Origin of the sequence: Chitinophaga sedimenti, from assembly GCF_023156195.1 — a bacterium.
GTDB lineage: Bacteria > Bacteroidota > Bacteroidia > Chitinophagales > Chitinophagaceae > Chitinophaga > Chitinophaga sedimenti.
In genome coordinates this window covers 959093-983569 of sequence record NZ_JAKUKA010000001.1, presented here as the reverse complement: position 1 = coordinate 983569, position 24477 = coordinate 959093, and the positions used below count along the sequence as shown (strand labels likewise).

Annotated in this window: 26 protein-coding genes and 1 pseudogene; 13 read left to right on the top strand and 14 right to left on the bottom strand. The window is 49.2% G+C overall.

Going from position 1 to position 24477, the window contains the following annotated elements:
* Positions 1-69: 69 nt before the first annotated feature.
* Positions 70-2577 (bottom strand): ATP-dependent chaperone ClpB, encoded by a 2508-nt coding sequence (gene clpB, locus MKQ70_RS05695; protein WP_248069073.1) that lies wholly within the window; start codon positions 2575-2577, stop codon positions 70-72.
* 402 nt (positions 2578-2979) lie between these two features.
* Between clpB and MKQ70_RS05690 the strand changes: the two genes are divergently transcribed.
* The gene (locus tag MKQ70_RS05690; protein ID WP_248069072.1) at positions 2980-3588 is read left to right on the top strand and encodes a DUF937 domain-containing protein; all 609 of its coding nucleotides are present in this window, start codon (positions 2980-2982) and stop codon (positions 3586-3588) included.
* Positions 3588-4235, top strand: coding sequence for an OmpA family protein (locus MKQ70_RS05685; protein WP_248069070.1), 648 nt, complete (start codon positions 3588-3590; stop codon positions 4233-4235). The genes MKQ70_RS05690 and MKQ70_RS05685 overlap by 1 nt, the downstream gene beginning before the upstream one ends.
* Positions 4236-4269: 34 nt before the next feature.
* On the opposite strand, the gene MKQ70_RS05680 is transcribed toward MKQ70_RS05685, so the two are convergent.
* The 6 genes from MKQ70_RS05680 to MKQ70_RS05655 all read right to left on the bottom strand — a co-directional run bounded on the left by MKQ70_RS05680 (position 4270) and on the right by MKQ70_RS05655 (position 9302).
* Entirely contained in the window at positions 4270-4890 is a 621-nt protein-coding gene (locus tag MKQ70_RS05680) for an NADP-dependent oxidoreductase (RefSeq protein WP_248069067.1), read from the bottom strand.
* Between the two features lie 75 nt (positions 4891-4965).
* Positions 4966-5268, bottom strand: a complete 303-nt coding sequence (locus MKQ70_RS05675) for an MDR/zinc-dependent alcohol dehydrogenase-like family protein (RefSeq protein WP_248069066.1) — start codon at positions 5266-5268, stop codon at positions 4966-4968.
* Positions 5269-5381: 113 nt separating this feature from the next.
* Complete coding sequence (locus MKQ70_RS05670) at positions 5382-6464, bottom strand: DUF3858 domain-containing protein (RefSeq protein WP_248069064.1); 1083 nt, start codon at positions 6462-6464, stop codon at positions 5382-5384.
* An 8-nt stretch (positions 6465-6472) separates the two neighbouring features.
* Positions 6473-7285 carry a DUF3857 domain-containing protein gene (locus MKQ70_RS05665; RefSeq protein WP_248069061.1) on the bottom strand — a complete coding sequence of 271 codons (813 nt, stop codon included), beginning with the start codon at positions 7283-7285 and terminating at the stop codon, positions 6473-6475.
* Positions 7282-7986 (bottom strand): DUF3858 domain-containing protein, encoded by a 705-nt coding sequence (locus tag MKQ70_RS05660; RefSeq protein ID WP_248069058.1) that lies wholly within the window; start codon positions 7984-7986, stop codon positions 7282-7284. Before MKQ70_RS05660 ends, MKQ70_RS05665 begins: the two co-directional genes overlap by 4 nt.
* Entirely contained in the window at positions 7959-9302 is a 1344-nt protein-coding gene (locus tag MKQ70_RS05655; RefSeq protein WP_248069056.1) for a transglutaminase family protein, read from the bottom strand. Before MKQ70_RS05655 ends, MKQ70_RS05660 begins: the two co-directional genes overlap by 28 nt.
* Positions 9303-9461: 159 nt before the next feature.
* Between MKQ70_RS05655 and MKQ70_RS05650 the strand changes: the two genes are divergently transcribed.
* From MKQ70_RS05650 to MKQ70_RS05615, 8 genes are all read left to right on the top strand, one after another.
* A complete protein-coding gene (locus MKQ70_RS05650; RefSeq protein WP_248069053.1) occupies positions 9462-9887 on the top strand; it encodes a Dabb family protein in 426 nt (141 codons plus the stop codon).
* 317 nt (positions 9888-10204) lie between these two features.
* Positions 10205-11785: a DPP IV N-terminal domain-containing protein gene (locus MKQ70_RS05645; RefSeq protein WP_248069051.1), complete on the top strand. Its 1581-nt coding sequence runs from the start codon at positions 10205-10207 to the stop codon at positions 11783-11785.
* Positions 11785-12717 carry an alpha/beta hydrolase family protein gene (locus MKQ70_RS05640; protein ID WP_248069049.1) on the top strand — a complete coding sequence of 311 codons (933 nt, stop codon included), beginning with the start codon at positions 11785-11787 and terminating at the stop codon, positions 12715-12717. The genes MKQ70_RS05645 and MKQ70_RS05640 overlap by 1 nt, the downstream gene beginning before the upstream one ends.
* A 179-nt stretch (positions 12718-12896) precedes the next feature.
* A complete protein-coding gene (locus MKQ70_RS05635; RefSeq protein WP_248069048.1) occupies positions 12897-13268 on the top strand; it encodes a BlaI/MecI/CopY family transcriptional regulator in 372 nt (123 codons plus the stop codon).
* A 205-nt stretch (positions 13269-13473) separates the two neighbouring features.
* A complete protein-coding gene (locus tag MKQ70_RS05630) occupies positions 13474-13713 on the top strand; it encodes a hypothetical protein (RefSeq protein WP_248069046.1) in 240 nt (79 codons plus the stop codon).
* Entirely contained in the window at positions 13656-14042 is a 387-nt protein-coding gene (locus MKQ70_RS05625; RefSeq protein ID WP_248069044.1) for a M48 family metalloprotease, read from the top strand. The genes MKQ70_RS05630 and MKQ70_RS05625 overlap by 58 nt, the downstream gene beginning before the upstream one ends.
* Positions 13925-14332, top strand: a complete 408-nt coding sequence (locus MKQ70_RS05620; protein ID WP_308199420.1) for a M56 family metallopeptidase — start codon at positions 13925-13927, stop codon at positions 14330-14332. The genes MKQ70_RS05625 and MKQ70_RS05620 overlap by 118 nt, the downstream gene beginning before the upstream one ends.
* Complete coding sequence (locus MKQ70_RS05615) at positions 14305-14979, top strand: hypothetical protein (protein ID WP_248069041.1); 675 nt, start codon at positions 14305-14307, stop codon at positions 14977-14979. The genes MKQ70_RS05620 and MKQ70_RS05615 overlap by 28 nt, the downstream gene beginning before the upstream one ends.
* Positions 14980-15023: 44 nt before the next feature.
* Here the strand turns inward: MKQ70_RS05615 and MKQ70_RS05610 are convergent, their stop codons facing one another.
* Positions 15024-15437 (bottom strand): hypothetical protein, encoded by a 414-nt coding sequence (locus tag MKQ70_RS05610; protein ID WP_248069038.1) that lies wholly within the window; start codon positions 15435-15437, stop codon positions 15024-15026.
* Between the two features lie 456 nt (positions 15438-15893).
* Between MKQ70_RS05610 and MKQ70_RS05605 the strand changes: the two genes are divergently transcribed.
* Complete coding sequence (locus MKQ70_RS05605; RefSeq protein WP_248069036.1) at positions 15894-16298, top strand: hypothetical protein; 405 nt, start codon at positions 15894-15896, stop codon at positions 16296-16298.
* On the opposite strand, the gene MKQ70_RS05600 is transcribed toward MKQ70_RS05605, so the two are convergent.
* Complete coding sequence (locus tag MKQ70_RS05600) at positions 16218-17096, bottom strand: helicase-related protein (protein WP_282456237.1); 879 nt, start codon at positions 17094-17096, stop codon at positions 16218-16220. The genes MKQ70_RS05605 and MKQ70_RS05600 overlap by 81 nt on opposite strands.
* 107 nt (positions 17097-17203) lie before the next feature.
* Positions 17204-17572: pseudogene (locus MKQ70_RS05595) on the bottom strand (DEAD/DEAH box helicase); the annotation flags it as partial.
* A gap of 65 nt (positions 17573-17637) precedes the next feature.
* On the opposite strand from MKQ70_RS05595, the gene MKQ70_RS05590 reads away from it, so the two are divergent.
* Together MKQ70_RS05590 and MKQ70_RS05585 are read left to right on the top strand one after the other, a co-directional pair.
* A complete protein-coding gene (locus MKQ70_RS05590; RefSeq protein ID WP_248069033.1) occupies positions 17638-17793 on the top strand; it encodes a hypothetical protein in 156 nt (51 codons plus the stop codon).
* A gap of 445 nt (positions 17794-18238) precedes the next feature.
* Complete coding sequence (locus MKQ70_RS05585; RefSeq protein ID WP_248069030.1) at positions 18239-18577, top strand: hypothetical protein; 339 nt, start codon at positions 18239-18241, stop codon at positions 18575-18577.
* 20 nt (positions 18578-18597) lie between these two features.
* Here the strand turns inward: MKQ70_RS05585 and MKQ70_RS05580 are convergent, their stop codons facing one another.
* The 4 genes from MKQ70_RS05580 to MKQ70_RS05565 form a co-directional block, all read right to left on the bottom strand.
* Positions 18598-19929 (bottom strand): RagB/SusD family nutrient uptake outer membrane protein, encoded by a 1332-nt coding sequence (locus MKQ70_RS05580; protein WP_248069027.1) that lies wholly within the window; start codon positions 19927-19929, stop codon positions 18598-18600.
* Positions 19930-19945: 16 nt separating this feature from the next.
* Positions 19946-20518, bottom strand: coding sequence for a hypothetical protein (locus MKQ70_RS05575; protein WP_248069025.1), 573 nt, complete (start codon positions 20516-20518; stop codon positions 19946-19948).
* Between the two features lie 4 nt (positions 20519-20522).
* Positions 20523-23450: a SusC/RagA family TonB-linked outer membrane protein gene (locus MKQ70_RS05570; RefSeq protein ID WP_248069022.1), complete on the bottom strand. Its 2928-nt coding sequence runs from the start codon at positions 23448-23450 to the stop codon at positions 20523-20525.
* Positions 23451-23808: 358 nt separating this feature from the next.
* Positions 23809-24423 (bottom strand): RNA polymerase sigma factor, encoded by a 615-nt coding sequence (locus MKQ70_RS05565; protein ID WP_248069018.1) that lies wholly within the window; start codon positions 24421-24423, stop codon positions 23809-23811.
* Positions 24424-24477: the final 54 nt, after the last annotated feature.

Sequence of the window (24477 nt, the reverse complement as noted above, 5' to 3'; positions counted from 1 at the left end):
CAAAAACAAGAAACCCGGGTGAGGAATCACCCGGGCGTTTTCTGTAACTGTATATCGTCGTATTTGAAGTTATTTGTTTCGGATTACCACCACCCCGTCGAACACGTCTATCAGCACTGGTTTGCTTTTCTCCACTTCTCCTGCCAGAATCTTTTTGCTCAACAAGTTCACAATCTGTTTCTGGATCAAACGTTTCAGCGGTCGGGCGCCAAACTGCGGGTCGTAACCCTGTTCAGCGAGGTAATCAATCGCATAATCAGAGAATTCCAATATCATGCCATTTTTCGCGACCAATTCTTTCAGGTTTTGTAATTGTATGTTAATAATGCCACGCACCTCGCTCTTCATCAGCGGCTGGAACATTATCACCTCGTCTACACGGTTCAGGAACTCCGGACGAATCGTCTGTTTGAGTAATTCCATCACCTGGTCGCGGGTATTTTCCACCACTTCATCTTTATTCTCTTCGTTAATCCGCTCGAAATTCTCCTGTATGATATGGCTACCCATATTGCTCGTCATAATCACGATGGTGTTCTTAAAGTTCACCACGCGGCCTTTGTTATCGGTCAGGCGGCCATCGTCCAGCACCTGCAACAAAATGTTGAAGGTGTCCGGGTGTGCTTTTTCGATTTCGTCGAGCAACACTACCGAATAAGGTTTACGTCTAACCGCCTCTGTCAGTTGCCCACCTTCATCGTATCCTACATATCCCGGAGGCGCGCCTACCAGGCGGCTTACCGAATGTTTCTCCCGGTACTCGCTCATGTCAATACGGGTCATCATGCTCTCATCATCGAACAAATAATCCGCTAAAGCCTTGGCCAGTTCGGTTTTACCCACACCGGTCGTACCCAGGAAAATGAAAGACCCGATAGGTCTGCGCGGATCCTGTAAACCCGCACGGCTCCGGCGGATGGCGTCCGCCACGGCAGTAATCGCTTCTTCCTGTCCTACTACACGTTGATGCAGTTCTGCTTCCAGGTTCAACAACTTCTCTTTCTCACTCTGCATCATCCTTGCCAACGGGATACCGGTAGCTTTCGCCACGTTTTCCGCAATATCCTCCGCATCCACTTCCTCTTTCAACAAACGCTTCTGGTTGTCGGATATCGCGGCCAGCACCGCCGTTTGCTCTTCCACTACTTCCTCCTGCTCCTTGATCTTGCCGTAGCGGATTTCCGCTACCTTGCCGTATTCTCCATTACGTTCGGCCTGTTCCGCCTCATGCTTCAGGTCTTCGATAGCAGCTTTCGCCTGTTGGATCTTATCTACTACCTCTTTCTCCTGCTGCCATTTTGCTTTAAACGCATTCCTTTCTTCACTTAAATTCTCGATCTGTGCGGCCAGTTCCCGTAATTTATCTTCGTCTTTCTCTCTTTTGATCGCTTCTCTTTCAATTTCGAGCTGACGGATGCGGCGCTCCAGTTCGTCCAGCTCTTCGGGCATAGAATTCATTTCCAGCCGCAGTTTCGCTGCGCTTTCGTCGATCAGGTCAATGGCCTTATCGGGCAAAAAGCGGTCGGTAATATAACGGTGCGACAGTTCTACCGCGGCAATGATCGCTTCGTCCTTGATGCGCACATGGTGGTGCGTTTCGTAACGTTCTTTCAAACCGCGCAGGATGGAAATGGCGTCATCTACAGTAGGCTCATCGATCAGCACCTTCTGGAACCTGCGTTCCAGCGCCTTGTCCTTCTCGAAATATTTCTGGTATTCGGTGAGCGTAGTCGCACCTACCGCGCGCAGCTCACCACGCGCCAGGGCGGGTTTCAGGATGTTGGCCGCGTCCATTGCGCCTTCCATGGCGCCGGCGCCTACCAGCGTATGTATTTCATCGATAAACAGGATGATATTCCCTTCGCTTTCGGTCACTTCCTTGATCACGGCTTTCAGCCTTTCTTCAAACTCACCGCGGTACTTGGCGCCTGCCATCAGGCTACCCATATCCGGGGCAAAAATGATACGGGAACGCAGGTTATCAGGCACGTCGCCGTTGACGATACGATGCGCCAATCCTTCTGCGATGGCTGTTTTACCAACACCCGGTTCACCCACTAATATCGGGTTGTTTTTGGAGCGGCGGCTTAAGATGTGCAGCGTTCTGCGGATCTCTTCATCACGGCCGATCACCGGGTCCAGTTTGCCCGCGGCAGCCAGCTCGTTCAGGTTTTTCGCGTACTTCTGCAGCGAATTATATTGCGCATCCGCCGTTTGTGAGTTCACGGTGCCGCCTTTACGCAGTTCGAGTATGGCAGACTTCAAACCTTTTTCGGTAAGACCCGCGTCCTTTAAGAGTTTGCCCGTGTCATCGCTGCCCATCAGTCCGAGCAGCAAGTGTTCCACACTTACAAATTCATCTTTAAAATCCTTGATCACCGAACCGGCGCGTAAGATCGCGTTGTTGGCGTCGCGGCTCAACGTTTGCCCCGGCTCGCCGCTGGCAACCGGGTAGCGTTGTAACTGTTCGTTCAGTTTATTTTCGAGAAAGCCCGTATTAACGTCGTTCTTCTTTAATAAGTAATCTATAGCGTTGTCTTCATCGTCCAGCAGTGCCTTCAGGAGATGCTGTTTCAATCGACTGATTCTTGTGATTGAAGGCCAGTTGCTGCGCGTGTTGAAGCGCTTCCTGCGATTTGATGGTGAAGTTATTCAGGTTCATAATGTTTTACTTTCTTCCTTTTTGGCTAACAATTCTTTGATTGTTTTGTTGTAAATAAGCAAACGGTGCACCAAAACAAAAAAGGCAATTTTGGCAGCTATTGCGTCCAAAAACTGCACCTTTAACAGGTTGCAGCGGAGTTCTCTGCTAAAATTGCAGGTTTTGCTTCATCCCCGAGATTGCCGACCCAACGTACACACGCAAACGAACGTATCCCTTGTTGACCGGTTTTTTTGTTGAATTCAGCCGCAACGGGCTCCTCAGCCGCCGTTGCGTCGCACCCTTCAACATTTTCTCACCCCTCAAAAAAATGCGTTATGTCATATGATCTGCTTCAATCCGCCAGGGCAATTTTTACAGGCGATTTTATCAGTAAAGTATCCGGACAATTAGCCGAGCCGGAACAGGGTATCCAGAAAGCGCTCGCAGCGGCGATTCCAACGGTATTAGCCGGACTGCTGGCCAAGGTATCTGCCCCTGACGATGCAGGCAGCGTTTTCGGACTGGTGAAAGATGCAGCCCAGCACCCGGCGGGCACTTCCACGCAGGGAGTGGCGGCAGGCCTCATCCAGAAAGGATCTCAATTTTTATCGTCGCTCTTTGGCCATAAATCGGAGGATGTTGCTAATTCGCTCGCCCAATATGCCGGCATCAAGCAGACTTCCGCACTTGCCCTGCTGCAAACCACGGCCCCGCTTACATTGGGCGAAGTCGGCAAATATGCACTCGACCACCGCATGAGCCCACTGGGTTTCATGGCCTTCCTCAATAATCATAAGGATGCTATACTCAAAGCCGTTCCCGCCCATCTCGGTCTTGCGTCTATCTTAGGCGTTGGCCACCTGGACGATATCGGCCGCAAACTCTCGGGCATCATTTCGAGCATTGGCGCTGGCGACACAATACCAATGAACATCCGGAAGTAGTGACCCACGTAAGCCGCCGCAAGTGGACCACGCCCCTGCTGTTCTTACTGCTGCTCGTGATCATCCTCTGGTGGCTGCTCCGCGGCTGCGGCAATAAAACAAATATGCAAATGCCTGTGAAAGATACCGTGACCACCGGGCAAATGGAAAACGACGCCATTGCCAACGTAAGCACACCTGCCCGCGCGTCCATCAAAGTCATGTTGCCGGATGGCCGCGAACTGGACGCTTACAAAGGCGGTATCGAAGACCAACTCGTCAGTTTCCTGAAAGATCCGGCCAGCAGGCCCGGCAAAGACGTATGGTTCGATTTCGACAACCTTAACTTTGAGACGGGCAGCGCTACCATTACGCCGGAAAGCCAGCAACAGGTAAACAACCTGGCGGCTATCCTCAATGCTTTCCCATCCACCCGGATCAAAATCGGCGGCTATACCGACAAACAGGGCGACGAAGCCGTGAACCTCAAATTATCGAAAGACCGCGCCGAAGCCGTGCATGCCGCCCTGCAAAATGCAGGTGTAAAAGCCGGCCAGCTGCAGGGCGCCGAAGGATATGGCTCCCGGTTTGCGAAAGCTGCGGCCGATGCGCCGGACGAAGAGCGGGTAAAAGATCGCCGCATCTCCGTCAGTGTACGGGAAAAATAACGAAAAAGGGCTGCGAAATGCAGCCCTTCTATTTTTATGCCTTCACGATCATCTTTCCTTTATTCTCGCCGGAAAACAGGCTTAAAAACGCTTCAGGCAACTTATCAAAGCCCTCCACGATCGTTTCCCTGTATTTCAGCTTTCCTTCCTTTACCCCTTTTGCCAGGGCTGCAAAACCTTCCTGCACCCGGTCAAGGTAATCGCTTACGATGAAACCTTTCAGCAATACTTTACGCGTAAGTAACCGGGGAAACAACCTTGGACCCATCGGCACTTCAGTGGCGTTGTAATGCGCAATTTGTCCGCACAGCGCAATACGTGCATGGAAGTTAAGGTTCATAATGGCAGCATCGGTAATTTCTCCGCCTACATTATCGAAATAAATATCCACACCGTTGGGACAGGCAGTGGCAATGGCGGTGGTCATGTCCGGCGTGGTTTTATAATTAATGGCCTCGTCGAAACCGAACTCATTTTTTAACAGTTCTACCTTCTCGTCACTCCCGGCAATGCCCACAACACGGCAGCCCGCCTGTTTGGCGAGTTGTCCTACCACGGTGCCTACTGCCCCGGCCGCGCCGGATACCAGCACGGTTTCGCCTGCCTTCGGCTTCCCGATATCCATCAACCCAAAATAAGCCGTTAAACCAGGCATGCCCAAAATACCCGTGGTAATGCGAGGGTGGCGCCAGCGTGGGATCGATTTTGGACAATTCGGAGGCGGGCACGGTCATTTCTGTTGCCCGGGTACGCGGCCGGTTACCAGGTCGCCCTTTGCGATACCGTCCGCTTTGCTTTCAAGCACCTCACCCACCATACCGCCTACGATAGGCTGGTTTACCTCGTAAGGCGCCGCATACGACTTGGCGTCGCTCATACGGCCGCGCATGTAAGGATCAACAGAATAATACAGTCCTTTTAACCGCACTTCGCCCGCTTCGGGCGTTTTTACTTCCACCGTTTCGGTGCGGAAGGTGGAGGCATCGGGCAAACCTTTCGGTCGCGCGGCCAGTACAATTTGTTTTGCGCTCATGCTTTATAATTTTCTCGGTTATTCATCAACGCCGCAATGCATCAAAAGTTGAACCAGCGGTAAAAAAAAGCGGCCCTTGCAGGCCGCTTTCCTATATTCTTATCAAAATAAAACTATTCTTTGACCAATACCATGCGGCTGCGGTCCGATTTAAACACCTGGTCGTAAAACGCTTTCAACTCTTGTACGTCCGAAGGCGGGAATACCCCATCATAAATTTCCCTGCTACGCACATATACAATTCGGTCGCCCTCCAGCTTGGCGCTCGCGGCATACTTTCCGAATTTATTGGCAATAGCTACCGGCTGAAAACCACTTTCCAGTTTATATCCTGACGGGATGGTAATCATCACCGTATCTACCGAACGCGCCGAGTAAGGCAGAAATATTTCGGAAAGGCGGGCAGAATCGTCGGGCAGGCGCGTATTGCTGCGGGACAATATATTCGGTACAATAAACATGCGCTTACCGGTTACCGATGCATACGCAGCTGCTTTTATGTGCAATTGCTCGTCCAGCGCAGGCAACCTTCCGGGATATTCTTTATACCCGAAGTCCACGATATCGTAACTGGCCAGGCTGATATTATCGCGCAGCTCTTCCAGTTGTTTTTCGCGGGACATGCTGTGGATGATACTGTGCTGCTCGTCCTGCAGTTGCCCCGTGCTATGATTCAACACTTTGATCGATGCATCTCCGTTTTCATCAATTACTGCGTTCACTAATGACGTCGCCTGGTTTTGCGCCATGCCATACTTGGGCGTTCGCACCAGTTTACCGCCATTTTCATCCACGGAGAGTACGGGCCTGCCGGCCGTAAAACCGCTCAGGTAGCCGGCGGGTAAAGTCTGGCTGGTACATTCTAACCATACCGTGTCTTTTTCCAGCGGCACGTTCACGATCACGTGGTTAAAGCGCGATACCGGGAAATCCTCCATCATTTCAGTGTTCCCCTGTCCTGCCCTTACCAGCGTATAATTGGCACGGATACCCGCCTCTTTCAGCAGGGCGCACATATAATTCGACAATGCCTTACAATCGCCGTAGCCCTTAGTGGCCACGTACATGGCGTCATAGGTCTGGAAGCCCCCAATGCCGAACATCACCAGGATGTACCGGGTATTTTGCTGCAGGTAGGTATACAATGCGGAAATCTTTTCCTTCGGATCTGTAAGATGATCGGTCAGCTGGTGCACCGTCTTTTTTACGGCGTCGGGCAGTACATCGCGGCCTTTATTGAGCGTAAATACAAAAGAGCCCAGTCTTGCCAGGAATTCATTTGCCCTTTGTATGCGCCCATCTCAAATTCCGCCGGACCTAAAAACACCGATGTAGCACGGTTGTGCCAGTCGCGACTAAAGGGTTCGGACTTGATCGCGGGCAGCATGGTGGCTTCCCAGGTGAACGTTTTCTGCCCTTTTACCACCTGGGTTTTCGGCTCTCCGTGGTAGCCGAATGTCCGCCAACGCAGCGGGTAGCTTTCGGGAACTGTTACTTCGAACAGACTTTGCTGCACAGCGAAACTCGGCCCCTCCTGCGGAATCCAGAGCGGCAGTGCAAACGACTGCCTGTTGTTGGTGACGATCTCGTACTCCACGGTATAAGGATAACTGCGATGATAAAAACTATGCAGCTTATACCGTGTATCTTCCATGAGCGCCGCGTTGTCTACGCCACTCACATCTTTTATTTCTGAAGATTTCAATTTGCGTATCTGTTTGCCGGAAGCGTCGAACAGTATGCCTTTAATAGATTTCACATCACGCAGCGGCCCGTAATCCTCCTGCACGTCGGCATAATCGACGCCGCTTTCGTTCATCACCGTGATCGCGAAGGTGTGTACCACCGTCACGTCCTTTAAACCTTCCATGCGCACGCTATAGCGCTCCATACGCTTTACCGCGTCGGCGCCGATTTGCAACGGGGCGGGAATAGCCGCCACATTATAATCGGGGTCGCCGGCGACAACGGCCAGCGAGGGGATCAGCAAAAACAGACTAATCAGCGTTTTTCTCATGACGACTTTTTCTTTTTCAATACAATTTGCTCCGCCTGTTTTTTTACGATCATATCGAAGAAACCGCGAAGCTCGTCGTATTCATCGGGCTCAAAAGTGGCGCGGTTCAGTTTAATACGGCAACGCATCTGTACGCCGGTGGGTATTTCTGCCGTGAGGTATTCGAAAAGTCCTTCATCATCGCCGTACTTTACCCGCACGGATTTGGGCAGCTCGTCCACCACGTATCCTTCCGGCGCCATAATCGACAACACATAGGATTCATCCATCACACATGGCATTTCCACGGGATAAGTGCGGTCCGCAGACTTAAAGGGATTAGATTTATAAGCCTCGGAAAACATCGGGTTAAAATACAGTACATCTGCTTTTGCATCCTCCTGTGCGGCAAACTCATATTCCACGCTCAGTGGCAGTTCCATTTCCGTAAGGTTCGATATTTTTGCATGCTCCAGCGTTACCTCGCCGGGAAAGCTTTTCGCGGTCTTTTTAAAATAACTTTCTTCACCACTTTCCTTGATCATGGCGCGCATGGCGCAGGACTCAAAATAAGTAGGCGTTTGGCGCCACATGGCTTTCATATGGCCGTTCTCATCCGGCGTAATCATCACGGTCGTCATTTTCCGCTCGCGCACAGAGTCGGCATTCAGCGCCATAGGCTCCACACCGGCATTCAGGATGCGCGCATGGCCATTGTACACGGATACCGGCAGTTTACCGAAACCGAGATAAGGATAACTCGCATCCGGTAGTGATACTGCTCGCCATCTCTGAACGCACAGATCGTGTAGTTAAACATGTCGATGATCGGGTAAAACGCATACACGGTACCGTTAGCGCGTGTGCTCAGGATCATGGGATAAGCTTCGAGGTCCGCTTTGTTCAGCATCGCCGTCAGCAGCATATTCAACTCTGTTACGTTACCATTTTTACGGGTGTACACGTTGCGCAGCGAGGTTTGCATCGACAGCGCACTGTGGGCGGTACAGGTGTAGTTATCGCGCACAAATGCGTAGATGCGTTTCGCTTTCTCCATGTTGGACCCTGCGCCTTTTACCAGTTCGTCCACTTTATCGCTCAAATAGTTGTTGTTGGCTTTCAGGCAGGCGCCCAGCGCCTCTTCCTTCATATAATCTTCATACAACTTAGGCCAGGTGCTTAGCACCGGGTGCACGGGTCTTTCCGGTATACGAATGGCCGACTGCTGAAAGCGGATGGCCGTCAGGTGATTGTCGATCGACGTGGTGAAGTCCTCCTCCTTCAACATGGGCAGGTCTTTATACACCCAGCGGTGCGTGGTAACAGGAATGGTGTAGGTGGCCCGCTCGTTCGCCTGTCCGGCGCCGCCATCTATCCGGAAGTTGAAGGAACGCATGTTGGTTTTCGGGTTGTTGGGAACATGTTCCCGCTCATATCCGCGGCGCAACGTAATGTACTCCAGCCATGAAGGGATCGCCACCGAATATTCACTCCACATCGTGGGATAGTCTTTCGACTGAAACTCCCAGGGCTGCAGATTGAACAGGAAGTCTGAGGTAATCGTGTACGAAAACTCAATAATAGCGCCTTCCTTCACGTTCGGCAGGGTGAACTTCTTCACCGAATGCTTTTTGTCCAGTTTGTCTGTGAAAACAGATTTACTTTCCAGCGAAGTACTCACCACGGCCCCGTTCACAAGGTTGTAGGTAGCGCCTTTGAGGTTGGATACACGCTCCTCTTTCATCCCGTCTACATACACCGGGATGCTCACATTACTGGCATCGTACCCGTTTTTGTTGAGGATCTTGATGCGGCAATGGCGTTTGAATACCAGCTGAAACCAATCGGCATCCGCTTCAATTTCGGAGCTGGCGATGTCGAATAAGACCACGGCGGCAGCACTGGTATCAATAGTGTAATTACGTTGGAGGTCATCGGCAGAGACCTTGCCATACTTAACGTCGAGTTTATCCCGGGCACCTGCCCGGAGGATTAACAGGCAACTGATCGTTGCAATAAGGGATACTTTGAATGGCATATGGGATGATAGGTTAATCGCAATCTGAGGATAAAATTAAAGTAAACCTTCGTATCCATCCGTAAAATATTTTACATTGATTATCAGCATGATAATATATAAAAGTAAAAACACGGCCGGGATTTGCTACATTAGCCCCTGAACAAAACTCACCAATATATGCGCAAACCATCCCGCAGACAGTTTTTGACCAACGCCGGCAAAGCAGCCGCTGTAACGGCCATCACTCCTTTCCTGGCGGGCCGGTCCGCCAGGGCGGCAGCTAATGAAAACGCAGAAGGCCCGTTTATCCATCACGTGTACTTCTGGCTTAAAAATGCCACGAGCCAGGATGATAAGGCCAAGCTGGTAGCGGGATTGAAGAAACTTTCCGCCGCATCTACCATTGACAGGTTTTATATTGGCCAGCCTGCGCCCACCAACCGCGATGTGATTGACCGCTCTTATGCCGTTTCCTGGCTGCTGTTTTTCAAGAATAAGGCGGACCAGGATGCTTACCAGACGGACCCGATACACCTGAAGTTCATTGAAGAATGTTCTTCGCTATGGAGTAAGGTGATCGTGTACGATTCGGTGGACGTATAACAACATCATTCCCCATGCAGGCCGGCCGCCTGCATTTTTTTTCCAATACACCTTTACTATGGAACTTCTTGTGAAAGCCGTCCTGTTTGGCGTGGCGGTAGGCGGACAGCGCGCCCGCCACCCGTACCGCCTATCAACCTTTCATACTCCTTTTTTTCTGTTTCCCCTACCCGCTGCTTATTTTGCAATCCGTCCAAACCCTTACTGGGCTTGAATTATCAAAAATTATCCATTACTTAACCGTAAATATCCCTGGCATTCACCGGGGCTGTTATACCGCGGTAAAGCCTGTCAACTTTATCAAAATCTACTGCTGAATGAAAAAACTCTTATGCTTTTCCTTCTTCCTGTTGAACGTGCAACTGCTGATGGCGCAGGCGCCCGCAGCGGAGAAAGCCAATTACCAGCTGGCTTCTAAGTTTTCGCCAAAGAAACTGGGCAAGATGGTGTTCTCTACTTCCGTAAGCCCGCACTGGTTCAAGAAATCGGACCGGTTCTGGTATATGTACGAAACGACTTCCGGAAGAAAATGGTACCTCGTAAATCCCGCTACCCGTGAGAAAAAAGAGATGTTCGACCTGGAGAAACTCGCCGCCCAGCTTACACAGATCGTCAAAGACCCTTTCGATGCGCAACACCTGCCGATCGACAGCCTTCGTTTGACGGAGAGCGAGAACGGGATGCGCTTTGAGATCAAAAGCACGATCGACGAAGAAAGAAAAGATACCACCGTACGCCGTGGAACACCGCAGCCGCGTGGTAAAAAGATCTTTTATTTCGAGTATACTTTCAGTACCGGCCAGTTGCAGGAACTGAAGGAGTTTAAAAAGCCGGCGCGCCGCCCGAACTGGGCGTCTGTATCGCCCGACAGCTCCACCATCATCTTTGCACGTAACTACAACCTGTATAAGATGGACAAAGCCAACTACGAAAAGGCTTTGAAAAACGAAAGCGACAGCACCATCGTGGAAACACAGCTCACTAAAGATGGTATTGAGTTTTTCGCTTATGGCGGCGGTGAAAAAGACGATGATAACGCAAGCGATAGCACGAAGGCAAAACCCAAGCGCCGCGCGGCTTACGTGTTATGGTCGCCCGACAGCAAGAAGTTCGCCATGGTGCGTTCAGATACCCGTAAACTGAAGGAAATGTGGGTGATCAACAGCGTCGCCGATCCCCGCCCTACCCTTAAAACATATAAATACCAGCTGCCTGGCGAAAAAGAAGCGCCGGACGAGTTTGTACTCCTGTTCGACGCTGCCACCGGTAACCAGCAGGCGCTGGCGGTTTCCGCGTTCAAAAACCAGGATGTTGGCATCTGGTCCTCCAACTTCAAACAAAATGAAAGAGACGATGACTGGCGCCCGCTGACCTGGCTTGGTACAAAAGATAAATTCTACCTGAACCGTACCAGCCGCGACCTGAAACGTATTGACGTAGTAAGCATCGACGTGGCCACCGGCACCCCTAAAGTATTGATCGAAGAGCGCATGAATACCTACGTGGAAATCCGTAAACTGGGCCTGGTAAACGATGGCAAAGAACTGATCCAGTGGAGCGAAAGAGACGGATGGGGCCACTTCTACCTGTATGATGGCAATGGTACCCTTAAAAACCAAATCACTTCCGGCGCGTTCCACTGCGAAGACATCGTGGGTATCGACGAAAAGAAAAGGGTACTTTACTTTTCCGCCAACGGCCGTGAGGGCAAAGAAGATCCGTACTATCTGCATCTCTATAAAATAAACTTCGACGGTTCTGGTCTGACGCTGCTGAATGCCGGCGACTTTGACCATAACATGAGCCTGAACGATAACAATACTTTCTTTGTTGACAACTATTCCCGTGTGAACACGGTGCCTAAATCGGCGCTGTACGACGCGAACGGCAAAAAGTAATGGACCTGGAAAGCGCCGATCTCAGTCAGCTATTCGCTGCCGGTTATAAGTTCCCGGAAATCTTTACTGTAAAGGCCGATGACGGCATTACCGACATCTACGGCGTCATGTATAAGCCTTACAACTTCGACAGCACGAAGAAGTACCCGATCGTGGCGTACGTGTACCCTGGTCCGCAAACCGAAGCGGTATTGAAAAGCTTCAATAAAGGCGCTGATCGTACCGACCGCCTCGCGCAGATCGGGATGATCGTGGTAACGATGGGCAATCGCGGTGGTAACCCGAGCCGTTCCAAATGGTATCATAACTATGGATACGGCAACCTGCGCGATTATGGCCTGGCTGATAAGAAGGCCGCCATCGAACAACTGTCTGATCGCTACAACTACATCGACATCAACCGTGTTGGTATCCACGGCCACTCTGGTGGCGGGTTTATGTCTACCGCAGCCATGCTGGTGTACCCCGACTTCTTTAAAGTAGCGGTATCCAGCTCGGGCAACCACGATAACAGCATTTACAACCGCTGGTGGAGCGAAAAACATCACGGCGTAAAAGAGGTGATCGGCGAAAAAGGCGATACCAGCTTTGTTTACAACATCGATAAAAACCCGGACCTGGCACGTAACCTGAAAGGGCACCTGATGCTGACTACCGGCGATGTGGACGATAATGTGAACCCGGCCAATACCATCCGTGTGATCAACTCGCTGATCCGCGCGAACAAACGTTTTGACATTATGCTGCTACCCGGCCAGGCACACGCTTACGGCGATATGCAGGAATGGTTCTTCTGGGGACTGGCTGACTACTACGCCAAATGGCTGCTGGGCGACTTCTCGCAACCGGTGGACATTATGGAAATGAACCGCGAAGTGGAACAGAAAGGCAGTCCCGCTGCCCGTGCTGCCGCGATGGGTGGAAGGCGATAAACGACATCAACATAAGAAAGAATCCCCTGTGCTGGACAGCGCGGGGGATTTTCTTTATCATGATGAAAAAGTTACTTCCATAGGAAGACTTTCTTCTGTGGGAAGTTATTCTTCCCACTCAACCGCGGTAAAAATAACATAAAACTTTTTTCGTACGAAATTTTTCCTACCTTTAAACTATGAAAAAGGAAAACCAGGATTTACAGGAACCTACCCGTTCGGAGCTGGAGATATTGCAGGTACTGTGGAAGTACGGTCCTTCTACCGTGCGCACGGTAAATGACAAGCTGAACGAGGAGAAACGTGAAGTGCAATACACTTCTACCCTGAAGCTGATGCAGATCATGGTGGAGAAAGGTTTGCTCGTGCGCGATGAAAGCGCGATGAAACATGTGTACAGTCCCGCGATGGAAGAGAGCAAAACGAAGAGCATGCTGTTGGACAAGTTCGTGGAAAACCTGTACGATGGCTCGGCGAGCAACCTGATGATGCAGCTGTTGGGCAACCATAAGACCTCTAAAAAGAGCTGGATGCCATTAAAGCACTCTTAAAGAAGATGGATAAAGAACAATAAACTATTCGTTATGTCCGCACCCTTTTTCAACACTTGTTACATCATCCTTTGGTAAGCGCTTTCGGCCTTACCCTGTTGCATTCGCTCTGGCAGGGCGTGCTGGCTGCGGCCCTTGCCGGTATTGTAATTATGAGCACGCGACGCAGCGCGGCACGGGTGAGGTACTGGTGGATCGGGGGATTATGCTATTATTCCTATGCGGTACGGCGCTCACGTTGTGCCTGCAGCTGGCAGCCAACAGTCCGGGCCAGGCGGCGGTTTCCGTCGCTGATGCCGCTCCTTCCGCCATTCACGTTGCGCGGCCCGGGCTGGTGGCCGCTGTGGTGGATTGGAGCAACGCATACGCGGGGTGGATCGTGGCGGCATGGATGCTGGTTTTTCTTTTAAACTGGTACAAACCGGCAGTGGCTTATGGCGGATAAAACAACTGCGTACCCGGGAAATACAAGTGCCGGACACGAAGTGGCGCAACCGCTTCTACGACCTGAAACATGATATGGGCATCCGCAAAGTGGTGAAGTTGCTGGAGTCGCGGCTGGTGAAGGTACCCGTTACCATTGGTACGCTGAAACCCATTGTGCTGGTACCTTTGGGGCTGCTTGAAACTTACCGGCAGAGCAGCTGGAAACCATCCTGCTGCATGAACTGGCGCACATCCGCCGGAATGATTACCTGGTTAACCTGGTGCAACATATTACGGAAACCATTTTCTTTTTCAATCCCGGTTTGCTGTGGATTTCGGCTTTGCTGAAGGAAGAGCGGGAGGCCTGCTGTGACGAAATGGTGCTGGACCAAACCCGTGGAGAAGATGCCTATATGCAGGCCCTTGTGTCGTTCCAGGAATTTACCCTCACCCAAAATAGTTACGCCATGAGCTTAAAAGACCACCCCGGGCAATTATTTATCCGGATCCAACGCATGATTACCGGGAAAACGGCCCCCTCGGCAGCAAAGGTAAACTGCTGCTGCTGGGCGGTGCACTCGCGCTTGCCGCGCTTTTGGTATTCAGCAATATGCGCCCGGTCGCTGCCTCCGCGGTGACTCCTGTTACGCCGGTTATTGCGCCCACGGTTTCCGCTGCGCCGGTAAAGGATACCGTACCCAAAAAGAAATACGTGCCGTTTGCAAAACCCAAACATCAAACTGAAAAAAATAAGAACGTTGGCAGCCCGAAGTCAATGAAACCGGTGCAATCAAAAGATAAAGCACCGGACACCATGCACGCTGATTATCATAAGACACCTGCTTTTCAAAAGCCGAAAGCCGGGATGGACACATTAGCGGCTAATTACGAGTTCCACATTGACAAAAAGATACAGGAACTGAATGTGCAGGTGAAGGAGATGGAAACGCATATAAACGCCACGCATAACCTGCAGGTGAAGGTGCAGGCCCTGCATAACCTGGACGTACAAATACAACCGGTACGGCCGTTAAACGTGAAGATAAAGCCCATTGAGGCAATGAACATACAGGTTGAACCCGGGAAAAAGATTAAACCTGAAAAAGCGAGTAAGCCAGCGAAAGCCTTAAAAGCGGAGCAACCTATCAAACCGCAAAAGCCATCGAAGGAAGACAAGCGTAAACCGGTGCCGGCAGACGACGTGAAAAGCAAAGGACCGGTACGGACGCAGGTTTACCAGTCATGGTACCCGCCCAAACCAGTAGATCCGGACGATCGCTGTTAATCATCATAAATAAAAAAGCGGCCTCCGGGCCGCTTTTTTATGAACTAGTTTTTGGTGAAGGTCAGGTATTCTGCGCTGCTGCTATTATCATCGCGGAGTTTGATCTCCGTGCTGCTGGCGGAAATAACCAGCCAGTCGTCGGTGAGTTCGCCGAGCGGCTTATTGGCATCTGACTTAACGCCGAAATCGATATTGAACTTTTTACTGCTGCTGCTCCAGCTGCCGGTTTTGGAAGTGCCGCCTTTGGCTGCCGTAGCCGTACCGCCATCGGCAAACGTAAAAGTATACCCGCTGAAGTCCGACGTTTCATCCCCTCCCCTTTCAGAGAACAATGTTACCCTCCAGGTACCGGAAGCAGCGACCGGGCCGGGGTTTACCGCGTTATTATCATCATTTCTCGAACAGGCCGCAAACAAGGTGGCGCCTGACAATAACAGCAACATGCCTAATTTTTTCATACACATTTAGATTTCAGATAAGTTGTTCACTTTACATGATTACGCGGATAACGATCGCGAAGTTGCCTGAAGGTAAAGAAGTTGTGTATACCGGCCAATGACGGCAGTGTTATTGACTGGTTAAACGATTTCGGCACATTCGTTGTGGTTTAATGGGACCGGTCACAGTAGCCAGGCAAGAATATTACATTTTTGTGCTATCTGTTATGTGAAGAAAAACATCCATATTTGTTAAAACAGGACATTATTTTCCTATGATCGTCGGAGGATCAAAAAGTACCCATGTTGGTGCGGCGCTGCTGGAGCAGCGATGCCCTACCTGCGGTAAAGAAAGGACAGTCACAATGGACATTCACCAGCACTACTGGCATGTGCTGATGGTTCCTTTTTTTTCCTGTCGGCAAAACGGGCCGGAGCCAGTGCAGCTATTGCAAAGACACGCTGCATAACCGGCAGATGCCGTCTTCTCTGAAAACAGCTTATAATAAGGTGAAGCAGCCGATACGCGCACCGGCCTGGACTTATACCGGGATTATCCTTGCGCTGGGTATTATCGCTACGGGCTTTATCAGCGATCAGCGGGAAACGGTCCGCACGGCATCGCGGGTAGTGGCGCCGGAAGCTGGCGATGTGCTGGCAGTGAAGCGTGGGGGCGGCACTTATACCCTTTATAAAGTACAAAACACCACGGCCGATTCGGCTTACCTGCTGATGAACCAGTTCGAGACCGACCAGGAAAGCGGCTTGAATGTCATCAAAGGAAAAGGCCCTTCCGCTTATTTACCCGCACCGGTCGGGTTTTCGCGAAAGGACCTTAAAATATGGCTGGATCAGGGACTGATCGTTGGTGTAGAACGGTAGGCTACAATGTTTCGTGAATAGAAAAAGGAGTAGGCAGTTGCTTACTTCTTTTTTTTTTTTGCCCTTCAGCTGTTTCTCGTGCTCGTCAATGAGCAGTTGCCAGTTATCGTTGGGAATATCTTCCGAAAAGCTCAGCGTTTCGCGGTAGTCGGTTACATCAATTTTCATGACGGTCACCTTTTTGGTGATGTACGCCTCGATCGCTTCGAGCAAGGGCTTTTCTTCCGTGGCGCAGAAGGATACGGCCTGGCCATGCTGCACGCCCCTGCCGGTACGACCAACACGGTGAACATAGTTTTCGGGCACATCCGGCAGATCGTAGTTGACTACATAATCTACGTTCGGAATATCAATACCGCGGGCATTAACGTCGGTGGTTATCAATAATTTAGCATCTCCGTTTTTGAACTCCTCCATGATCTGCAGGCGATCCTTCTGTTCCTTACCGCCGTGCATGGTGAGCGACTTGATCCCCACCCGCTCCATTGCCGCGAACACCCGCTCTGCGCGTACTTTAGTGCGTACAAACACGAGTATCTTCGCCTCCGGCAGTTCTTTCACCAATCGCTCAAGGAAAAAGCGCTTATCGTCCATTTCCACGAAAGCCACCGCATGGTTTACGTTTTTGGAAACCGGGTCCTGCGGCGATATCTGGATCCTGATCGCGTTACGCACAACAGAATAGGCCAGTTCTTTAATATTTTTATCGATCGTGGCGGAGAAGAACAGCGTCTGGTGATCTCTCGGGATATGCTTAAGCACGTCGCGGATATCGCGGATAAAGCCGAGGTCGAGCATATGATCGGCCTCGTCGAGGATAAGGATGTCCGGTTACTGAGGTCGATATGTTCCTGGTTGATGAGGTCGAACATACGGCCTGGTGTGGCAATCATTACATCCACGCCCTTATCGAGCTTTTTTACCTGGTCGGCCTGCTCTACGCCGCCAAAGAGGCCAAGAATATTCAGTTTGGTATACTTAGCGAGGGTTTCGAACACTTGCGCGATTTGCATGGCAAGTTCGCGGGTAGGCACCATGACCAGGCAACGCACCTCTTTGCGGGCAATACGCTGGCGTTTGCGCTGGAGAATGTGGATCACCGGGATGGCAAAGGCGGCAGTTTTACCGGTACCGGTCTGCGCGATCGCCAGCACGTCGTCGCCGTTCAGGATGGACGGGATGGCCTTGAACTGGATGTCCGTAGGCCTTTTAAAGCCCAGTTCTTCCAGGCTGCGTTTGACTTCGTGCGAAATATTGTATTGTTCGAATTTCATGTGGCTGCAAAGGTACGAAAAAGTTACGGCCCGTACTTTGTGTTACCTGTAGCAAAAGCATTACCATGGCGACACGTAGGAAAAAGAACAAGCTGGGCGTTAAAAACTCGCTGGTTAACAACATCAATGCGCGGAAGAATAAGGGCATCTCACGCAGTAAGAAGAAGGGTACGGTGAAGAAAGAGGATTATGACCACCTAAAGAAAAATGAATGGGATTAACGTATTAAATAAAAAAATAATTGCACAATTCCGGGATATTATTAATTTTAGGCCTGGCTATCCCACTGTCACGTATAAGCTTGCTTGTTAGATGGTGTGTAAATCATGTGAAGTATAAATTACAGTGAACAGCTTGTTATTATACTAGCGTTTTGAGAATTTGACTTGAATGTTCGAAGAGAAAAAAACTGTCCTATATCCGGGGCACGTATGTATTGTATAACGGTTACAACGCAACACCTACGTGTTGTTGACGACCACAACGCAATATCCTGGAACACCACTTCACTTCTCCAAAATCCACCCGGATTTTTATTAATCATGTGATCGCATTCGGGGGATGAATCTTACACCACAACAAATTTACAGACCTATGCCAGTGAAAAGCTATTCCGGATTTTCGGAATGAGAGCAATATCTTTTATTTAAAACCAATAGTAAGATTATGAAAAAGTACATGTTGTCACTAGCGCTGCTGGCAATTGCAGCGGGCACTTTTTATGCTGTGAAAGCCCAGACCAAACCTTCTACAATCGGCTATTATCAGTACGTAGGAAATCCTTATGACGCCTACGAAAGAACGGATCCAACCAACTATGTTTTTGTCGCCAATCAGCCACCTACTTCATCAAGCTGCGGCCAGGGAAGTGATAATCTATGCGGCGTTTACACTAATGGAAGTGGTACCTATCCGTACATCGTACCTAATGGCGAACTGGAGCTTGCGCTCGAAAACAACGACCAGATGGTTGGTGTAATATATTATTCAGATGCCATGCGCTAGTGCATCCATGTTCTTTTCAACTATGGTTTTGTTAACCCCAACTTATATTGGGGCGAGTTGGGAAGTAACTTATACGCAACATTATCGACCACTCTTGCAATAGTGTCCTTAAATCGCTCATCCAGATTTAAGCGCTTCAAATCGGACCACCGAACTCCCCTAAATATCATCTCCTTACGTCTTTCTGACAGGACTAATGATAGCGCCTCCTCTTGACTTACAGGATTAAATCCGGAAAACGAACCGGCTTTGTAACGTTTTTCAGCCATTTTGTTTAAATAAGTCATGGAGCTTTCTATTTCTCCTAAACGTGCTCTTGCCTCAGCGGCGATAAGATAAACTTCGTCAGCACCAAGTCCGTTAAATAAAAACGCACTTACCGTTCCATTGTAATTGCCTCTGAAACGAAAACTACCATCAGTATTTCGTTGAAAAAACAATCCCTTTCTTAAATCATTTTTGCCGTATGATTTATAAAGTACGCTGTCTACCTTACAAGTCGATGGGCCCATAAATGAACTGGTTCGCACCAGTGATAAAAATAACACCTCAGGATTATCCTTTGGGACGAAAGGGGCTGCCACCGTTGAATCAACACGGTTAAAGTCAAGCAACGTAGGTTGATACTTCAGGCTTGAATCTGCCGCCTGGCCCGAAAGCCGGTATTCTCCCATCTGAAGGTATATCTTTCCTAAAAGAGCCCAAACAGCCGCCTTGCTTGGCCGTGTATTATAGATCATTATATCCGGTAACAGATTTTTAGCCACCAGACAGTCGCCTACCAGCGACTCATAAATTTCCTTAACAGTGGCGTCGCCCCTGGTTTCATTGATGACAGGTTGATCCAGCAGGGCTATATCGGTTTTAGTATTAAGCGTAGCCGATGAATACTGTGGCGCCAGCGCCTGCGATAAGTGGTACATATTATATGCTCTTAAAAAGAGCGCCGTGCCTTTAATTCTTTTAAAGTCTTCATTGTCTTTATCCACGTTCAGCTTTCCGAGCGACTTCAAAACTAAATTCTGATCGAATAGTCTGCGATAGGTGTAATACCAGTCATCCTCCACGAAAACATCCTTGCTCCATATGTAACAGGCTTTCTCGTAAGCATTGGTGGAATTAACCCAATCAACGGTTCTAATATAATAACTCTCGCCACATAGCATCACGGAGCTGGGATATTCACTATTGTGCGTGGATTGGTCCAACAACCGCTGGAGATCTTCCAGATTATCCAGCTCGTTCAGATCACGATTGGGGGACGCGGCAAGAAAATCCTTGCAGCTGCTGCACCAGGTGCTGACAGACGCAAAAACCAATATCGTGAAGAAGCTTTTTAAAATGCCTTTCATAAATAACAGTTCAATATTATAAGCTGATCATGGCGCCTATCCCAAAATCGATGGGCGGTGGTATTCCGTATGCAGGATCGACTTTTAAATTCGTCTGTTTCCAAATAATTCCCAGGTTGTTCACATACCCTTTCAGCGCGACCGTAATCCCTTTTCTATTTAACCTTTCACCGGGAACAATCCAGTCTAAGGCAATGTCTCGCAACCTGATATGATCGCCGGGATGAACATTAACAGATGACGCTGTATAAAAGTTATCGCGCCGGGTATTTAAAGGATATACGAACGATGGAACGCTGGTAACTAATTCATCCCCCGGTTGCTTCCATCTATTTAAATACTTATCATATCCGTCCAAATTCCAGTCATTTGCCAGGGCCGAGTATCCTAAAGCATGAGGATCCTTGAAAAAGTACTTTAGTTCGTATGCGATGTTGACCGATAACGACAGGCTTCTATATCTAAAAGTATTTCTCAGGCTTCCGTAAATCTGCGGCCTCGCAGGACCGTGAAAAACCAGCCCTCTCCGATCTGTGCTGGCAAAAATCCTGGCATAATCCGTACTAGCTTCACTTCCGATAAAACCCATGGGATCACCTGTTAGGGGTCCAGCCCGGCCCATTTATAACTAACGATGCCATAGACATATTCATTATCAATCGGATTAAGTCCCCGGAACCAATGAAAGCGCTATTCGCTCTGTCAGACGCCGTCGCATAAGTCCGAAGTTTGGTTTGATTATAAGACAGGATGAATGCTGTTTGCCAATTCAATACCCCTTTCAGGTTTAACGTGTTTATATTCAGATCGAAACCATGTGCTTTAAAAGCTGCACTATTCAGGGTTAACGCCTTGAATCCACTTAGCAAACTCACGGGAGCCGGCGATATCAGGTCTTCCGAATTCTTCCTGTAATACTCAATGCTGGCAGTGATCCTGTTACTTGCCACCAAATCCAATCCAAAATTGAGCGTCCTCACCTGCTCCCATCTAAGGTCTGGATTAGGCACATTGGAGAGCGACAATGCGGGAAGTCCGCTATACAAATTATTGCCGACCGTTTGCACTGTAGCTATCCCGGCCACGTTTACGTTGGAGTTTCCGCTATAACCATATGCTACCCTGACCTTAAGCAAAGGCAACCAGTCAACATCATAGAAATGCTCTTTAGATATCACCCAACCTGTTCCTATTGACCACAAAGGCTTCCATTTCGCGTTTGTCGCAACACCATACACGTTAGATGCGTCTCTTCTGACACTACCTGTGAAAACATATCGCTTATCATAACTATAAGTACCGTTCGCGTACAGGGATACAAATCTTGATAAGCTGCCGGTTAAACTGGCTAAATCCGGTATAGTATACAATGTTCCCTGCAATCCATAATAAGTAGGCGTAGTAAACGACTTAGGTTCTTCCGAGAACACGGGTCCGTCTTTATCATACCCATAAAAACGGCCACTGTTGCCGCGCTGACGAAGCTGTTTCACTTCCCCTCCGAGAATAAAATCCACAATATGATTTCCTGAAAATATTTGTCCATAATTCAGTTGCGCCCTTAAGTTCTGCGAGTTCAGGTTATCCTTATAATAGTCCAGGATCGCTCCGTATGGCACCAGTGACTGGCTGCTATCACCGCCTGTGGGCGTAACCAGATTGATCATACTCCGGGTAAAAAAGCTGGCCAGTGCATGCTCATCCTTCCGTTTTGAATTAGCTTCCTCGTATTGATATTTCAGGTCTAAGTGCAAAGACTTAAATAGCTCGTACCGGGCTCCCAGGTAGAGCACGACATCATTTAATTTAGTCGTGTTATCGTTTAGCGATAGTTCATCAAGAGGCCGGTAATTCCAGTCCAGAATTTTTCCGGCGCCAACCGTGTCGAGAAAACGCTGCCTGAAAGACATCAATGTTGGCAAAGGCCGCCCATTTTCATCGGCGAGCTGAGCGTATGGATACAATGTCTTATTCAGGGAAGTAGTGCCGATGCCTAAGGTGGCAGTACGCAACGGCAGGTCGATCCCATTATCCTTTGTATCTGTTTCAACGAATGCGACGCCGGTTTCGATCTCCAGTTTCTTCGTCACCCTGCCATTGATCGAGCTTCTGAAGCTCATGCGCTCCATGGCATCGCCAACGGAACTATGTCGTACCTTATCATATCCTGCCGAAAAATAGTAGTTCAATCGCTGGCCACCTCCGGATGCATTAATAGCGTATTGCTGCCTAACGGAGGGCTGCAGCAAATACTGCTCATAATCTTTCCGCACATCATTCCTTTTATACTCAGCTATCTTTTTCTCCGCCACTGTTGCATCCATTGTACCAGCTTTTACCGCCGCCAGTAATTCTACCACCGGTGATACTACTGGCCTGGTCGCTGTATTATTCAGCATGTTATTATAAAAACCCTTATCAAACAACATCCGCTCGACCTCAATAAATTCGGACGAAGGAAATTGATCATGATAGTATAAATCCGGCTTGCCACCGACCATAATATTAGTAGTGAACGACGTTCTCAACTTCTTATCGTACCCTCCTTTCTTAGTCGTATAAACAATTACCCCATTTCCTGCACGCGCTCCCCAGATAGACGAGGAAGCGGCATCCTTTAACACAGTAACACTTTCAATATCGTTCGGGTTAATGTTGTCCATATTTCCATCATACGGAAAATTATCGACGATGATCAACGGCTGTGCATCTGCTCCATTTGTGGTGCCAATTGTACTCACTCCGCGTACACTTAAGAAGTTAGCCTGCTTTGAGCCCAAGTACCTGTTAAAAACAAGCCCCGGCACCGTTCCTTCCAGGCGGCTCAATACATCCGTCGACATGGTTCTGTTAAACAACGCATTGGGCACTTTCTCCACTGACCCTGTAATCTTCCCCTGCTGCACAAACTGGTAACCATTACTCACCACCTCCAGTGCCTTCATTTGCTGCACCTGCATGTCGAGGCGAATCACCGGGCGGGTTTGCGTTACAATAAAATCGCGCGTCTTAAAGCCAATACTACTGATCGTTAACGTAGCGCCGGCCGGCACGTCCGTTAATGCAAAGCGGCCATCGGTGTTTGCCATAGCTCTCATGGCGCTGCCTTTCACCATAACGTTGGCGCCGATAACGGGTGTGCCATCGTCGGTGATGATTTTACCATTAACCGTAATGCCTTTATTGGAAACGCCCGGGTCTTCCTTGTTGGGCAACAACAGAATCAGCGGGCCGTCGAGTTCCATGACCAGTGTTTGGCCGAACAGCAGCGAGATTACTTCAGCAACAGGCTTGTTGTGTGCATTGATAGTTACCTTACGGGAAAGCTCGAGGAGGCGGGCATCGTATTGAAAAGTATAACCCGTTTGCTTTTCGATTACCGACAATACATTTTCTATCGTAATGTTGCGGGCAGTAATCGTAACGGTTTTACGGTCCTGCGCCACGGTGGTACCTGCCCATAACAAAGCCAGCATAATAATATGCCGGATCAGTTTTTTAGGTGTAAGGTACTTGATCATTGATATGTAATAAAATAATTTCAGATGGTTCAGGATACCCGGCTACGAGCTAATGGGAAAATTGATAATCTATCACGCAAATTGGTAATTCCATAATCATTCTCCTGTTTATCTTTACACTGTTCTCCCTTCTTGCCACCACCCGGGAGGCGTTTATGTATATCTATGCCCTCCCGCAGCATTGGTTGCAGGATGTGGCATACTTGAACACACAATTTTTTTGCCGGATAAAAGAAAAGCATGCGAGTCAGACAGGCTTTCACCCCTACGCAACGTTGTGTTTTTAATATTTCGGTTTAGATGGCTTTTCGGTAAAAAAACTGGAATAGGAAAATACATAAATAAAAAGACAGCGTATTTAATACAGCAGCAAACTTAACAAGACGACGAATGTATATAGATCTTTTAAACTTTTACGCAATTTCGACAATGCAGCTTTCAGGTGTTTCTTTACCGTGCTGGCTGAAATTCCCATTTCCGCGGCGGCTTCTTCGTGCGACTTTCCCTCCACCCGGGTAAATACGACGGCGAGGCGTTGCTGGTCGGTAAGACCGTTCATGGCCACGGCGATTCTTCCGCGTGTACTGAATTGTTCACTGAACGTTTCGTCCTGGTAATCGGCCATGCCTAACATATAGGCGGTTGACTTTTTTCGTTCACGCTCCGTTTTCTTTTTGTAATCACGATAACGGTTGTGTACGGCGGTGTAGAGGTAAGACTGTGGTTTTTCCATTTCCCGGATACGGGTCGTCATCCCTTTTTCCCAGATATGGATAAATACATTCGAAACGATTTGATCGGCCACTTCGGAATCGAGCTGACCAAGCGCCATGACATAACGAATCAGCTGAGGCCCGTAGGTCAGGTATAATTCATTACAGGCTTGTGCGAGAGCTTTCTCCTTTTCCTCCATTTTCGAAAGCGTTTGTGATTCCACGATAAGTGCCGACGGTGACTTCCGCAATTTATCCATGGTATTGCAATTTTAAGTGCTGTACTGCTGCGGTGTATGGGAAGCAGTCCCCAT